Here is a 12,528-nt window from a genome sequence, read left to right on the forward strand (position 1 = left end):
TGGTCTCGAGGCTCCTCGCAGAGCTCGTCGCACCTCGACCAGCGAGGGGGGCTCGATCAGAAGCCCAGCCCTCGGGTCTTCTTCGTCGACTCCGCCTCAGCCGGCAGCTCGTTCCTCGCCGCCAACCTCGGCTACGCCTTCCTCAGAAGCCCATCCCACCCATCTCGTCGCCACCCGGCATCGCCGGGGCGGCCTTCTCGGGCTTGTCGGCGACGACGGCCTCGGTGGTGAGGAAGAGCGCCGCGATGGAGGCGGCGTTCTGCAGCGCGCTGCGGGTCACCTTGGCCGGGTCGATGATGCCCGCGGCGATGAGGTCGACGTACTCGCCGGTCGCGGCGTTGAGGCCGTGACCGGAGGGCAGGTTGGCGACCTTCTCGGAGACGACGCCGCCCTCGAGACCGGCGTTGACCGCGATCTGCTTGAGCGGGGCGGAGGCGGCGACGCGCACGATGTTCGCGCCGGTGGCCTCGTCACCCTCGAGGGACAGACCCGCGAAGGCGGCCTCGGTCGCCTGGAGCAGGGCGACGCCACCACCGGCGACGATCCCCTCCTCGACGGCAGCCTTGGCGTTGCGCACGGCGTCCTCGATGCGGTGCTTGCGCTCCTTGAGCTCGACCTCGGTGGCCGCGCCCGCCTTGATGACGGCGACGCCGCCGGCGAGCTTGGCGAGGCGCTCCTGGAGCTTCTCGCGGTCGTAGTCCGAGTCGGAGTTCTCGATCTCGGCCTTGATCTGGTTGACGCGACCGGCGATCTGGTCCTGGTCGCCCGCACCCTCGACGATCGTCGTCTCGTCCTTGGTGACGACGACCTTCCGCGCACGGCCGAGCAGGTCGAGCTCGGCGGTGTCGAGCTTGAGGCCGACCTCCTCGGAGATGACCTGGCCACCGGTGAGGATGGCGATGTCGGCGAGCATGGCCTTGCGGCGGTCGCCGAAGCCCGGGGCCTTGACGGCGACGGACTTGAAGGTGCCGCGGATCTTGTTGACGACGAGCGTCGACAGGGCTTCGCCCTCGACGTCCTCGGCGATGATGAGCAGCGGCTTGCCGGACTGCATGACCTTCTCCAGGAGCGGCAGGAGGTCCTTGATCGAGCCGATCTTGGAGTTGGCGATGAGGACGTAGGGGTCCTCGAGCACGGTCTCCATGCGCTCGGTGTCGGTGACGAAGTAGCCCGAGATGTAGCCCTTGTCGAAGCGCATGCCCTCGGTGAGCTCGAGCTCGAGACCGAAGGTGTTGCTCTCCTCGACGGTGATGACGCCTTCCTTGCCGACCTTGTCCATCGCCTCGGCGATCTTGGACCCGATCTCGGGGTCGGCGGCGGAGATCGAGGCCGTGGCCGCGATCTGCTCCTTGGTCTCGATGTCCTTGGCCATCGACAGGAGCTGGTCCGAGACGGCCGAGGTGGCCTTCTCGATGCCGCGCTTGAGGGCCATCGGGTTGGCCCCGGCGGCGACGTTGCGCAGACCCTCGCGCACGAGCGCCTGGGCGAGGACGGTGGCCGTCGTCGTGCCGTCACCGGCGACGTCGTCGGTCTTCTTCGCGACCTCCTTGACGAGCTCGGCGCCGATCTTCTCGTACGGGTCGTCGAGCTCGATCTCCTTGGCGATCGAGACGCCGTCGTTGGTGATCGTGGGGGCGCCCCACTTCTTCTCGAGGACGACGTTGCGGCCCTTGGGGCCGAGGGTGACCTTGACGGCGTCGGCGAGGGTGTTCATACCCCGCTCGAGACCGCGGCGGGCCTCTTCGTCGAAGGCGATGAGCTTTGCCATTCGGGTGGTCCTCCACACGAGTTGGTTGGTGGTGACCGGGAGGTGCCCGCGACGGACGGCCCCCTTCGCACGGCTCACGTCGCCGCGACGTCGAGGACCTCACCTGCACCGGTCGGTTCTGTCACTCTCACGAGGAGAGTGCTAATGCCGATATTGGCACTCTCGACCGTCGAGTGCAAACGCCGTCGAGGCCCGCGAGACGCGCCCCGGTGCATGACGACGGGGCGGCCCGCCCCCTGCGGACCACCCCGTCGTCGTGCGTCCAGGTCAGGCGCGCTCGTGCCGGTGGATGCCCGAGCCCTTGCGCTCCTCGTAGCGGACCGTCGCGCCCTGCAGCTCTCCGGAGACCGTCGCCTCCACCGACCGGGTGACCGACCCGGGGTACCAGCCCCCGACCTCCTCGTCGCCGTACGCGCGCAGCGTGAGGTCGGCGACGAGCGAGGTCTTCTCGGTCTGGACGAGCCCCACGACCCGCGCCGAGCGCATCGTGCTGCTCACGCGGTAGTCGGAGCGGTCGTAGGTGAGGAAGGTCGTGCCCCGGTAGACGCAGCGGCTCGAGGTCCAGCTGTTCGTGATCCGGGCGCCGGAGGGGCAGTAGTAGGACTGGATCTTCGCGGCGTGCCGGGGGTCCGACATCCCCTCGATGTCGGTGACGAGGCGCAGGCGGTGCTGGTTGCCCTTGATGACCGGGCCCATCGCACCGTCGAGGACGGTCTGCACGCTCACGTGCTCGGCGACGACCTCACCGGAGGCGTGCTGCTGCGCGGTGGCCGAGGCCGCCGGGAGGGCGGTGAGAGCGGTGACGCCGACGGCGATGGCGGCGAGCTGTGTCTTCATGATCTGGTCCCCTGTCTGGTCGGAGAGCGTGTCTCGCTCCCTCGTAGACCAGGACGCGGCAGGTCGAGGACCGGTTGGTCACGAGTCCGTCACGGCGCGACGGCCGGCGCGGGTGGCCTCAGGTGCGCTCGAGCGCCGCCCGCATCTCGCCGTCGGCCTCGCTCGTCACGGGGTCGGCGAGGTCGGCGACGAAGACGGCGACGACCTCGCGCCCGGGGTTGCCCTCGAGCTCGGCACGCACCCGGCGCCAGTCGGCGAGGTTCGGGTGCTCGACCTCGGTGCAGGCCTGCGCCGGCTCGAGCGAGGTGATCGCGGCGTCGAGGTGAGCGGTCGTCAGCGGCACGGTGGCCGTCGAGCCGTCGTGCCCGATGACCGTCGCGAGGACGACGGCGGCCAGGCCGTGACGCCCGCCGACGGGGTTGAGGTGGCCGATCTCCCACTCGGGGTCCGAGGTCGCGGGGCTGAGCGCGACCGCGAAGGTCGCCGGCTCGCGCCAGCCGTCGATCTCGCCGGCGAGGTGCTCCTTGATCGCCGCGAGGCCCTGCGTCGTGCTCCAGTCCAGCTCGCTCATGCCCCCACCCTGCCGCACGCACGGGCCGGGCAGCACGAAGGGGGACCCGTGGGTCCCCCGTCGTCGCTCACCGCCGGTGGTCGGCTCAGGCGTCGAAGCCGAGCCGGCGCGCGCTGCGGCTGCGCTGGCGGGCCTGGCGCATGCGCCGCAGCCGCTTGACGAGCATCGGGTCCTCGGCGAGCGCCGCCGGGTTGTTGATGAGCGCGTTGAGCACCTGGTAGTAGCGCGTGGAGCTCATGTCGAAGAGCTCCTTGATCATCTGCTCCTTCGCGCCCTGGTAGGTCCACCACTGGCGCTCGAAGGCGAGGATCTCGCGGTCGCGGTCGCTCAGCTGCGCCGACGGGCTCTGCGTCTGCTGCTGGGAGGCGGGTGTCACGGGTGACCTCTCGTGGACGGCGGGGACTGCCCGCGCAGCCTATCGCGCGAATGACACGGATGTCATTCGTGCGGCGTGGCGGCTGGACACCGTCTCAGCACACGTGCTCAGCCGTCCCACGAGCCCCTGCGGTCACTCGCGCATCGTGTCGAGGATGGCGTCGATGTCGCCCTCCGTCGTCTGCGGGTTGACGATCGCGAAGCGGGCGAGGGTCTCGCCGGCATGGGTCGTCGGGACGACGAAGGCGAACTCCTCGCCGAGCATCCGGTCCGACCACGCCTGGTAGTCGGCCGGCTGCCAGCCCAGACGACGGAAGACGACGACCGACAGGTCGCGGTGCCGCACGAGCTCGAGCTCGGGGCGGGCGGCGATCTCGCGCTCGGCGTGCCGGGCCACCTCGAGCGTGCGCTCGACGGCGTCGGTGTACGCCCGGGTGCCGTGCGTCGCGAGGCTGAACCACAGCGGCAGCCCGCGAGCGCGCCGGGTGAGCCCGACGGAGTAGTCGGTGGGGTTCCAGTCCGGCGCCTCCGTGAGGACGTCGAGGTACCCGGCCTTCTGGGTGTGCGCGGCCCGGGCGAGGAGCGGGTCGCGGTAGAGCAGCGCGCAGCAGTCGAAGGGGGCGAAGAGCCACTTGTGGGGGTCGACGATGAAGGAGTCGGCCCGCTCGACACCGGCGAAGAGGTGGCGCACGCTCGGGGCCGCGAGACCGGCGCCGCCGTACGCCCCGTCGACGTGGAACCAGATGCCGAGGTCGGCGCAGACCTGGGCGACGGCCTCGAGGTCGTCGACGACCCCGAAGTTCGTCGTGCCGGCCGTGGCGACGACGGCGAAGAAGCTCTCGGGCCCCTCGCGCTCGAGGACCTCGCGCAGGGCGGGACCGGTGAGCCGCAGGTCGGCGTCGGGCTCGACGGTGACGAGCTCCGCGTCCATGACGTCGCACGCCGACTGGATCGAGGAGTGCGCGCCGGCGGTCGCCGCGACCCGCCACGGGCGCAGCGTCGGAGAGCCCTCGGCGGTCGCGCTCGCGGCCCGGGCCCGCGCGCTGTGGCGCGCCGCGACGAGCGCGGAGAGGTTGCCGATCGTGCCGCCGGGCACGAAGGCGCCGCCCGCCTGCGGGGGCAGACCGGCGAGGTCGGCGATCCAGCGCAGCGCCTGGTTCTCGGCGAAGACCGCGCCGGAGCCCTCGAGCCAGGACCCGGCGTAGACCGAGGAGGCGCCGACGACGAGGTCGAACATCGCCGCCGCGTCGCTCGGCGCGCACGGGATGAAGGAGAGGTAGCGGGGGTGGTCGACCGACAGGCAGGCCGGGGCGAGGACCTCGGCGAAGATGTCCATCGCCCGCTCGCCACCGAGCCCGTCGGGGGTCACCGTCTGGCCGGCCCGGTCGAGGAGCTCCTCGGGGGTCAGCGTGTAGTCGAGCGGCACCGGGTCGAGCTTGAGCCGCCCCTCGGCGTACTCGAGGACCTGGCGGCCCAGCCGCTCGATGGTCGCGTCAGTCTGGCCATGCATGGGGCGCACTCTACGAGCACGGCGGCCCCGACGTCGCCCGTCCCGCTCAGACCTCGAGGGCGCGGCGCACGAGCGCGAGCCGCTCGGGCACGAGGGTGAACCACGCCCACTGGCCGCGCCGCTCGCGGGTGAGCAGGCCGGCGTCGACGAGGACCTTGAGGTGGTGGCTCACGGTGGGCTGGGCCAGCCCGAGCGGTGCGGGCAGGTCGCACGCGCAGACCTCCTGCTGCGGCGAGCAGCGCACGACGCCGAGGATCTGCAGGCGCACGGGGTCCGCCACGGCCTTGAGCAGGCGGGCGACGACCTCGGCGTCCTCGCGGGTGATCGGCGCACTGCCCTCGGCGGCGCAGCACCGCTCGACGGCCTGGGCCAGCAGCGGGCGTCCGTCGGCGGTGGGGGCGGTCATGCCTCCATATTGACATACGTCGATATGCGGTGCCAGGGTCTGGCATATCGACACCCGTCGATATCTGACCGGGAGGACCCGCCATGAGCCGTGTGCAGCTCGCCCTCGACGTCGTCGACCTCGAGGCGTCCGTCGCCTTCTACTCCACCCTCTTCGGCGTCGAGCCCCACAAGCGCCGCCCGGGGTACGCGAACTTCGCGATCGCCGAGCCGCCGCTGAAGCTCGTGCTCATCCAGAGCGACGAGGCCACGCGCGGCACCGGGGCGAAGGGGGCCCTCAACCACCTCGGCGTCGAGGTCGGCTCCGGCGAGGAGGTCACCGCGGCGCGGACCCGTCTGGCCGACGCCGGGCTGGCGACCTTCGACGAGGACGACACGACGTGCTGCTACGCCCTGCAGGACAAGGTGTGGGTCCACGACCCCGCCGGCGCGCCGTGGGAGGTCTACGTCGTCAAGGACGAGGACCCGGCCGACGCCCGCCCGGCCACCGCGTCGCTGCCGGTGCTCGGCTCCCCTTCGCCCTGCTGCGCCCCCGCGGGTGCCGACGCGTGACGACCACCCACGACGCACCCGCGGACGTCACCGGCCGCCTGTCCACGCTCGACCGCTTCCTGCCGGTGTGGATCGGGGTCGCGATGGTCCTCGGCCTGGCCCTGGGCCGCACGATCCCCGGCCTGGGCCCGGCGCTCGACGCGGTGCAGCTGCACGGCATCTCGCTGCCCATCGCGATCGGGCTGCTCGTCATGATGTACCCGCCGCTGGCCAAGGTCCGCTACGACCGCCTCGGCACCGTCACCTCCGACCGCCGCCTCATGGCCGGCTCCCTGGTCCTCAACTGGGTCCTCGGCCCGGCGCTGATGTTCGCCCTCGCCTGGGTCTTCCTGCCCGACCTGCCCGAGTACCGCACCGGCCTCGTGATCGTCGGGCTGGCCCGCTGCATCGCCATGGTCATCATCTGGAACGACCTCGCCTGCGGTGACCGCGAGGCCGCCGCCGTGCTCGTCGCGCTCAACTCGCTCTTCCAGGTCCTCGCCTTCGCCGCCCTCGGCTGGTTCTACCTCACCGTCCTGCCGGGCTGGCTCGGCCTCGAGCAGGCCGCCCTCGACGTCTCCTTCGGGCAGATCGCCGTCTCGGTCCTGGTCTTCCTCGGGGTGCCGCTGCTCGCCGGCTACCTCTCGCGCCGGATCGGCGAAGGGGTGCGCGGCCGCGCCTGGTACGAGGGCACCTTCCTGCCGCGGATCTCTCCCTTCGCCCTGCTCGGGCTGCTCTTCACGATCGTCCTGCTCTTCGCCCTCCAGGGCGACCAGATCACGAGCCGGCCCCTCGACGTCGCGCGGATCGCCCTGCCGCTGCTCGTCTACTTCGCCGTCATGTGGGGCGGTGGGTACCTCCTCGGCAGCAGCCTCGGGCTGAGCTACGAGCGCACGACGACCCTCGCCTTCACCGCCGCCGGCAACAACTTCGAGCTCGCCATCGCCGTGGCCGTCGCGACCTTCGGCGTCACCTCCGGCCAGGCCCTGGCCGGGGTCGTCGGACCGCTCATCGAGGTCCCCGTCCTCGTCGGGCTGGTCTACGTCTCGCTCGCCCTGCGCGGGCGTCCCCGATGGACGCCCGCCTCCCCGTCACCCCAGGAGACCCGATGACCGCCGCCCATCCCTCCGTCCTCTTCGTCTGCGTCCACAACGCCGGGCGCTCGCAGATGGCCCAGGCCTGGCTCGCGCACCTCGCCGGTGGCGCCGTCGAGGTCCGCTCGGCCGGGTCCGCGCCGGGCGACGCGGTCAACCCCGCAGCCGTCGATGCGATGGCCGAGGTCGGCATCGACATCAGCGCCGCGCAGCCGAAGGTCCTCACGCCCGAGACGGTCCGCTCCAGCGACGTCGTCGTCACCATGGGCTGCGGCGACGCCTGCCCGGTCTTCCCCGGCACGCGCTACGAGGACTGGCCGCTCGACGACCCCGCCGGTCAGGGGGTCGAGGCCGTGCGCCCGATCCGCGACGCCATCCGCGACCGGGTCGTCGCCCTGCTCGACTCGCTCGGCGTCGACCGGGCCTGACCACCCGGCGGGGTGCCATCCCCTTCGCCGGGGTTAGGTTGGCGCTCGTGCCCCGCGACCTCGCCGACCTCGTCCACCCGTCGTGGGCGCAGGCCCTGGAGCCGGTGGCGGGCACCATCGCCGCGCTCGGCGACTTCCTGAGAGCCGAGGTCGAGGCCGGCCGCGGCTACCTGCCGAGCGGCGAGCACGTCCTGCGCGCCTTCACCATCCCGCTCGAGGACGTCCGCGTCCTCGTCGTCGGCCAGGACCCCTACCCGACCCCCGGGCACGCGATCGGGCTGTCCTTCGCCGTCGCGCCGGACGTCAGCCCCGTGCCGCGCAGCCTGGGCAACATCTATCGCGAGCTCGTCGACGACCTCGGGGTGCCGATGCCGAGCACCGGCGACCTCACCCCGTGGACCGAGCAGGGCGTCATGCTGCTCAACCGCACCCTCACCGTGCGACCGGGTGCCCCGGCCTCGCACCAGGGCAAGGGGTGGGAGGAGGTCACCGACCGCGCCATCGAGGTCCTCGCCGCCCGCGGCGGTCCGCTCGTCGCGATCCTGTGGGGCCGCGGCGCCCGCTCCCTCGCCCCCGCCCTCGGTGACGTCCCGGTCGTCGAGTCCGCCCACCCCTCGCCGCTGTCCGCCCGGAACGGCTTCTTCGGCTCCCGTCCCTTCTCGCGCACCGACGAGCTGCTCACCCGCCAGGGCGCGCAGCCGGTCGACTGGAGGCTCCCATGACCCGCACCTGGTCCAGCTACGTCGCGATCGGCGACTCCTTCAGCGAGGGGATGTCCGACCCGGACCCCCGGGTCGAGGGCTCGTACCTCGGCTGGGCCGACCGGCTCGCCGACGCGCTCGCCCAGCGGCACGAGGACGCGGCCGGCGACGCGGACCAGCCCTTCCGCTACGCGAACCTCGCCGTCCGGGGGCGCAAGCTCGACGACGTCGTGGGCCGCCAGCTCGAGCTCGCGCTGCCGATGGGGGCCGACCTCGTCTCCCTCGTCGGCGGTGGCAACGACATCCTGCGGCCGAGCGTCGACCTCGACGCGATCGCCGACCGGCTCGAGGCCGCCGTCGTCCGGATCCGCGCGACCGGCGCCGACGTGCTCCTCGCGACCCCGACCGACCCGGCGAAGGCGGGGCTGCTGGCCTCCCTTCGCCCCCGGCACGCGGTGCACACGGCCAACCTCTTCTCCATCGCCCAGCGGCACGGCGCCCACGTGCTCAACCTGTGGACGATGCGCTCGCTGCGCGACTGGCGGATGTGGTCGCAGGACCGCATCCACCTCTCCCCGGAGGGCCACCGTCGGGTCGCGCTCGCCGCCCTCGACGCGCTCGGCGTCGAGACCGACCGCGGCGCGTGGGACGCCCCGCTGCCGCCGGCAGCCCTGGCGCCGCGCCGGGAGCGTCTCGCCGAGAGCAGCCGGTGGGCCAGGGAGTACGCCGGGCCCTGGGTCCACCGTCGGCTCACCGGCCGGTCGTCCGGGGACGCGCTCGACGCGAAGCGGCCCGAGCTGGCGCCGCTGCGGCCGGGCGAGCTGCCCTTCGGCGGCTGAGGTCCCACCGTCGCGGGCACCCGGGACGGCTCGTCAGCCGCTGATGCGCCCGTCGCGGAAGTCGCGGAAGGCGGCCCGGGAGGCGTCGTCGAGGCGCACGACGGACTGGCCGGCGGCGGTGCCGGTCGGCCCCTTCGCCACGGCTCGGCCCACCTGTCCCGGGTCGACCCGGTAGAAGGAGGCCGCGAAGAGGAGCATCTCCTCGCCGGTGAGGTCGGACTCGGTGTGCCGGTCCACGACGGTGAGCGCGCGGGGCAGCGCGGAGGGGCCGGCGAGACGGGCCTGGAGCGCGGCCGCCGCGAGGAGCAGCCCCTGGTTGCGCGAGCGGTCGAAGTCACCGCCGGGCAGGCTCTTGCGCTCGCGCGACCACGCGAGCGCCTGACGGCCGCTGAGCCGGCGTGCGCCCTTGTCGATCTGCCCGCCGGTGAGATGGCTGTCCATGCTGAAGGGCGCGCGGAAGCTCAGCCCGCCGAGGTCGTCGACGACGCCCTCGAACCCCTCGAAGCCGGTGAGCACGTAGCCGGTGGGGGTGATGCCGGTGAGGCGGCGCACCGTGTCGACCTGGCCCTGCGGGCCGCCGTAGACGAGGGCGGAGTTGAGCTTGCCCTCGCCGTGACCGGGGATCGGGACCCACAGGTCGCGCGCGAAGCCCATGAGACCGGCGCCGCCGGTGCCGTCGACGCCGAGCAGCTGGAGGGCGTCGGCCCGGGTGCGGGCGGGGTCCTCGCCCGGGCGGGCGTCCGAGCCGATGAGCAGGACGTGCCCACGGCCGCCGAGCTGCGCCTTGCCCTTCGTCGGGCCGAGCGAGGGCCACCAGCCGCCGACGACCTTCCAGCCCTGGCGTCCCCTCGGGCGCACGGCGAGGGTGACGTCGCCGTCCTGGTCGCCGCTGCCGGTGACCACGGCGACGTCGTCACCGCGCCAGCGGCCGCGCTCCGCCGAGCCGGTCACGGCCGAGCCGTAGCGGGCGGTGACGACGTCACGCAGGCCCGCCGGGGCGCCGGAGATCCGGGAGGTGGCCGTCGCGGCCGCGGTGGCCGGGGACGACGAGGTGGTCGACGACGGGGCGGCCGACGTCGCCGGGGCTGCCGGGTCGGACGCCGGCTCGTCGGCGGAGCCGGTGCAGGCGGCGAGGGCGAGGGCGCTCACCGCGGCGGTGAGCGTCACGGGCAGGGCTGAGGTGCGCACGCCCCCATGGCACCACACGGGGCTCGGTGGTCTCGAGGCTCGCTCGTCTACGCTGCGAGACATGCCCGCAACCCGGCTCATGCCCACGGAGATCGGTGACGACCTCATCGAGATGACCCGCACGATCTGCGACCGGGTGCTGCGCCCGGCCGTCGACGAGACCGAGCGCGCCGCCGAGGGTGGTGAGGTCTTCCCGCGCGAGATCTTCGCCGAGCTCGGCGAGGCCGGTCTGCTCTCGCTGCCCTACCCGGAAGAGCTCGGCGGCGGTGGTCAGGCCTACGAGGTCTACCTCCAGGTCGTCGAGGAGATCGCCTCGGTGTGGATGTCGGTGGCCGTCGGCACCTCCGTGCACGGGCTCACCTGCTACCCGGTGGCGGCCTTCGGCACCCCGGAGCAGCAGCAGCGGATGCTCCCGGAGATGCTCTCCGGTACTCAGCTCGGCGCCTACGCGCTCTCCGAGCCCCTCGCCGGCTCCGACGTCGGCTCGATGACGACCCGGGCGACGCGCACCGACGACGGCTGGGTCGTCCGGGGCCGCAAGGCGTGGATCAGCCACGCCGGGCACGCCGACTTCTACACGACCTTCGCCCGGACGAGCGACGACGGCGGCCGGGGCATCACGTGCTTCGTCGTGCCCGCGGACGCGCCCGGCCTGACCTTCGGCACCCCCGAGCGCAAGATGGGCCTGCACGGCGACACCGTGCGCGAGGTCTACTACGAGGACGTGCCGGTCGCCGACGACCACCGGGTGGGCGAGATCGGCCAGGGCATGACGATCGCCCTGTCCGCCCTCGACGCCGGCCGCCTCGGCATCGCCGCCGCCTCGACCGGTCTGGCCCAGGGCGCCCTCGACGCCGCCGCCCGGTACGCGGCCGAGCGCCAGCAGTTCGGGCGGAGCATCGCCGACAACCAGGGCCTGGCCTTCCTCCTCGCCGACATGGAGGCCGCGGTCACCTCGGCCCGGGCGACCTACCTCCACGCCGCGCGGCTGCGCGACGCCGGGCGCGCCTTCGGCCGCCAGGCCGCGGTGGCCAAGCTCGTCGCGACCGACGCCGCGATGCGCGTGACGACCGACGCGATCCAGGTGCTCGGCGGCGCCGGCTACACCGCTGACTTCCCCGTCGAGCGCTACTTCCGCGAGGCGAAGGTGACGCAGATCTTCGAGGGGACCAACCAGATCCAGCGTCTCGTCATCTCGCGGGACCTGCTGCGCTCGGTGCGCTGAGGCGCGCGCCGGCGCAGGCACCGGCCGGCGAGCCGGTCAGCGCTCGACGTGCTCGCGCTCCCAGCGCCGCACGATCTCGGCGGTCTCGGCCGGGATCTCGAGCATCGGCACGTGGCCGACACCGCTGAGCTCCTCGTAGGTGATGTCCGTGGCGACCTTCGCCGCCCAGCGGGCTGCTGAGACGTCGACGAGCCGGTCCTCGGTGCCGTGCACGAGGAGCACCGGCACCGACATCCGGCGCAGCCGCTCGGCGACGACGCGGTGACGCCCGAGGGCGGCGATCATCGTGCGCCCCGCCTCGGTCTGCGCGCGGGCCAGCTCGGTGAAGCCGTGCTGGCTGCGCGCCATCACGACATGGGCGTCGAGGGCGTCGCGGTCCATCCGGCTCCAGTCGCCGACGCACATCCGCAGCGAGCGCTCGACCTCCTCCTCGAGGGTGATCGGAGTGCCGCGGCGCGTGCGCACCGCGCGGCTCAGGGCGGGCCGCACGAGGGTGGCGAGGGTGCGCGCCTGCACGTGGGGACGGCTGCGCGGCGCCGGCAGCGCCGGGTTGAGCAGGACGACCCCGGCGATCCCGCGCTCGTCCCGCGAGGCGACGAGGGTGACGACGAGCCCGCCCATCGAGTTGCCGACGAGGAGCACCTCGTCGGCGCCGGTGCGCGGCAGGACGACCTCGTCGACGAAGCGGCGTACGAGCTGGGCGTTGGACCCGACGCTCGGCGCGTGCACGTCGGCGCGGGTCAGCCCGTGACCGCCGAGGTCGACGGCGTAGACGTCGCGCTCGCGGCGCAGCTCGTCGGCGAGCAGGACCCAGTTCGTCACGTGCCCCCCGAGCCCGTGCACGAGGACGGCCGGGGTGGCGCTCGCCCCCTCCGGACCGGCGAAGACGGCCATGTGCGCGTCGCCGTCGAGGTCGACGGTCTCGAGCCGGCCGCCCCAGCGGTCGACGGCGGCCTCGAGGGGCGTGCGCTCAGCAGGGGTCATGAGCACAGAGTCTCTCCCGCGAGCCCCCGGGTCCGGCCAGCGGGGTGGAGGTCGTCTGGCTCACTATGCTCG

14 protein-coding genes are annotated in these 12,528 nt (G+C 73.3%); 6 read left to right on the plus strand and 8 right to left on the minus strand.

The features are described 5' to 3' along the window. Nucleotides 1–142: 142 nt before the first annotated feature. The 6 genes from groL to EEW87_RS09625 all read right to left on the minus strand — a co-directional run bounded on the left by groL (nt 143) and on the right by EEW87_RS09625 (nt 5,467). Nucleotides 143–1,768, minus strand: a complete 1,626-nt coding sequence (gene groL, locus EEW87_RS09600) for a chaperonin GroEL (protein WP_068269732.1) — start codon at nt 1,766–1,768, stop codon at nt 143–145. Nucleotides 1,769–2,035: 267 nt separating this feature from the next. Further along, on the minus strand, nt 2,036–2,605 hold the full coding sequence (locus EEW87_RS09605; protein WP_123093792.1) for a hypothetical protein: 570 nt from the start codon (nt 2,603–2,605) through the stop codon (nt 2,036–2,038). A 118-nt stretch (nt 2,606–2,723) separates the two neighbouring features. Further along, nucleotides 2,724–3,176 (minus strand): hypothetical protein, encoded by a 453-nt coding sequence (locus EEW87_RS09610; RefSeq protein ID WP_123093791.1) that lies wholly within the window; start codon nt 3,174–3,176, stop codon nt 2,724–2,726. A gap of 85 nt (nt 3,177–3,261) precedes the next feature. Then, nucleotides 3,262–3,552 carry a DUF3263 domain-containing protein gene (locus EEW87_RS09615; RefSeq protein WP_068269737.1) on the minus strand — a complete coding sequence of 97 codons (291 nt, stop codon included), beginning with the start codon at nt 3,550–3,552 and terminating at the stop codon, nt 3,262–3,264. 132 nt (nt 3,553–3,684) lie between these two features. Beyond that, nucleotides 3,685–5,061, minus strand: coding sequence for a pyridoxal phosphate-dependent decarboxylase family protein (locus EEW87_RS09620; protein ID WP_123093790.1), 1,377 nt, complete (start codon nt 5,059–5,061; stop codon nt 3,685–3,687). A gap of 46 nt (nt 5,062–5,107) precedes the next feature. After that, the gene (locus tag EEW87_RS09625) at nt 5,108–5,467 is read right to left on the minus strand and encodes an ArsR/SmtB family transcription factor (RefSeq protein WP_068269745.1); all 360 of its coding nucleotides are present in this window, start codon (nt 5,465–5,467) and stop codon (nt 5,108–5,110) included. Between the two features lie 83 nt (nt 5,468–5,550). Between EEW87_RS09625 and EEW87_RS09630 the strand changes: the two genes are divergently transcribed. From EEW87_RS09630 to EEW87_RS09650, 5 genes are all read left to right on the plus strand, one after another. Then, complete coding sequence (locus EEW87_RS09630) at nt 5,551–6,018, plus strand: ArsI/CadI family heavy metal resistance metalloenzyme (RefSeq protein WP_123093814.1); 468 nt, start codon at nt 5,551–5,553, stop codon at nt 6,016–6,018. Nucleotides 6,019–6,101: 83 nt separating this feature from the next. Next, a complete protein-coding gene (gene arsB / locus EEW87_RS09635; RefSeq protein WP_240341693.1) occupies nt 6,102–7,109 on the plus strand; it encodes an ACR3 family arsenite efflux transporter in 1,008 nt (335 codons plus the stop codon). Then, nucleotides 7,106–7,519, plus strand: coding sequence for an arsenate reductase ArsC (locus EEW87_RS09640; protein ID WP_123093510.1), 414 nt, complete (start codon nt 7,106–7,108; stop codon nt 7,517–7,519). The genes arsB and EEW87_RS09640 overlap by 4 nt, the downstream gene beginning before the upstream one ends. Nucleotides 7,520–7,566: 47 nt before the next feature. After that, nucleotides 7,567–8,241 carry a uracil-DNA glycosylase gene (locus EEW87_RS09645; protein WP_201467756.1) on the plus strand — a complete coding sequence of 225 codons (675 nt, stop codon included), beginning with the start codon at nt 7,567–7,569 and terminating at the stop codon, nt 8,239–8,241. Then, nucleotides 8,238–9,059 (plus strand): SGNH/GDSL hydrolase family protein, encoded by an 822-nt coding sequence (locus EEW87_RS09650; RefSeq protein WP_123093512.1) that lies wholly within the window; start codon nt 8,238–8,240, stop codon nt 9,057–9,059. The genes EEW87_RS09645 and EEW87_RS09650 overlap by 4 nt, the downstream gene beginning before the upstream one ends. Nucleotides 9,060–9,092: 33 nt before the next feature. Here EEW87_RS09650 and EEW87_RS09655 read toward each other — a convergent pair whose 3' ends face one another. Next, nucleotides 9,093–10,247 carry an LCP family protein gene (locus tag EEW87_RS09655; protein WP_123093513.1) on the minus strand — a complete coding sequence of 385 codons (1,155 nt, stop codon included), beginning with the start codon at nt 10,245–10,247 and terminating at the stop codon, nt 9,093–9,095. Between the two features lie 61 nt (nt 10,248–10,308). Here EEW87_RS09655 and EEW87_RS09660 point away from each other — a divergent pair, with 61 nt between their 5' ends. After that, nucleotides 10,309–11,472: an acyl-CoA dehydrogenase family protein gene (locus EEW87_RS09660; protein ID WP_123093514.1), complete on the plus strand. Its 1,164-nt coding sequence runs from the start codon at nt 10,309–10,311 to the stop codon at nt 11,470–11,472. 36 nt (nt 11,473–11,508) lie between these two features. On the opposite strand, the gene EEW87_RS09665 is transcribed toward EEW87_RS09660, so the two are convergent. Continuing rightward, nucleotides 11,509–12,456: an alpha/beta fold hydrolase gene (locus EEW87_RS09665; RefSeq protein ID WP_148041624.1), complete on the minus strand. Its 948-nt coding sequence runs from the start codon at nt 12,454–12,456 to the stop codon at nt 11,509–11,511. Nucleotides 12,457–12,528 lie beyond the last annotated feature (72 nt).

Origin of the sequence: Janibacter melonis, from assembly GCF_003721155.3 — a bacterium.
Taxonomy (GTDB): Bacteria; Actinomycetota; Actinomycetes; order Actinomycetales; family Dermatophilaceae; genus Marihabitans; species Marihabitans melonis.

What these genes read in the sequence shown, in the direction of transcription:
- EEW87_RS09630 (WP_123093814.1), top strand. Translation starts at nt 5,551, where the DNA reads ATGAGCCGTGTGCAGCTCGCCCTCGACGTCGTCGACCTCGAGGCGTCC.
- groL (WP_068269732.1), bottom strand. Translation starts at nt 1,768, where the DNA reads ATGGCAAAGCTCATCGCCTTCGACGAAGAGGCCCGCCGCGGTCTCGAG.
- EEW87_RS09640 (WP_123093510.1), top strand. Translation starts at nt 7,106, where the DNA reads ATGACCGCCGCCCATCCCTCCGTCCTCTTCGTCTGCGTCCACAACGCC.
- EEW87_RS09665 (WP_148041624.1), bottom strand. Translation starts at nt 12,456, where the DNA reads ATGACCCCTGCTGAGCGCACGCCCCTCGAGGCCGCCGTCGACCGCTGG.
- arsB (WP_240341693.1), top strand. Translation starts at nt 6,102, where the DNA reads ATGGTCCTCGGCCTGGCCCTGGGCCGCACGATCCCCGGCCTGGGCCCG.
- EEW87_RS09650 (WP_123093512.1), top strand. Translation starts at nt 8,238, where the DNA reads ATGACCCGCACCTGGTCCAGCTACGTCGCGATCGGCGACTCCTTCAGC.
- EEW87_RS09610 (WP_123093791.1), bottom strand. Translation starts at nt 3,176, where the DNA reads ATGAGCGAGCTGGACTGGAGCACGACGCAGGGCCTCGCGGCGATCAAG.
- EEW87_RS09660 (WP_123093514.1), top strand. Translation starts at nt 10,309, where the DNA reads ATGCCCGCAACCCGGCTCATGCCCACGGAGATCGGTGACGACCTCATC.
- EEW87_RS09620 (WP_123093790.1), bottom strand. Translation starts at nt 5,061, where the DNA reads ATGCATGGCCAGACTGACGCGACCATCGAGCGGCTGGGCCGCCAGGTC.
- EEW87_RS09605 (WP_123093792.1), bottom strand. Translation starts at nt 2,605, where the DNA reads ATGAAGACACAGCTCGCCGCCATCGCCGTCGGCGTCACCGCTCTCACC.
- EEW87_RS09625 (WP_068269745.1), bottom strand. Translation starts at nt 5,467, where the DNA reads ATGACCGCCCCCACCGCCGACGGACGCCCGCTGCTGGCCCAGGCCGTC.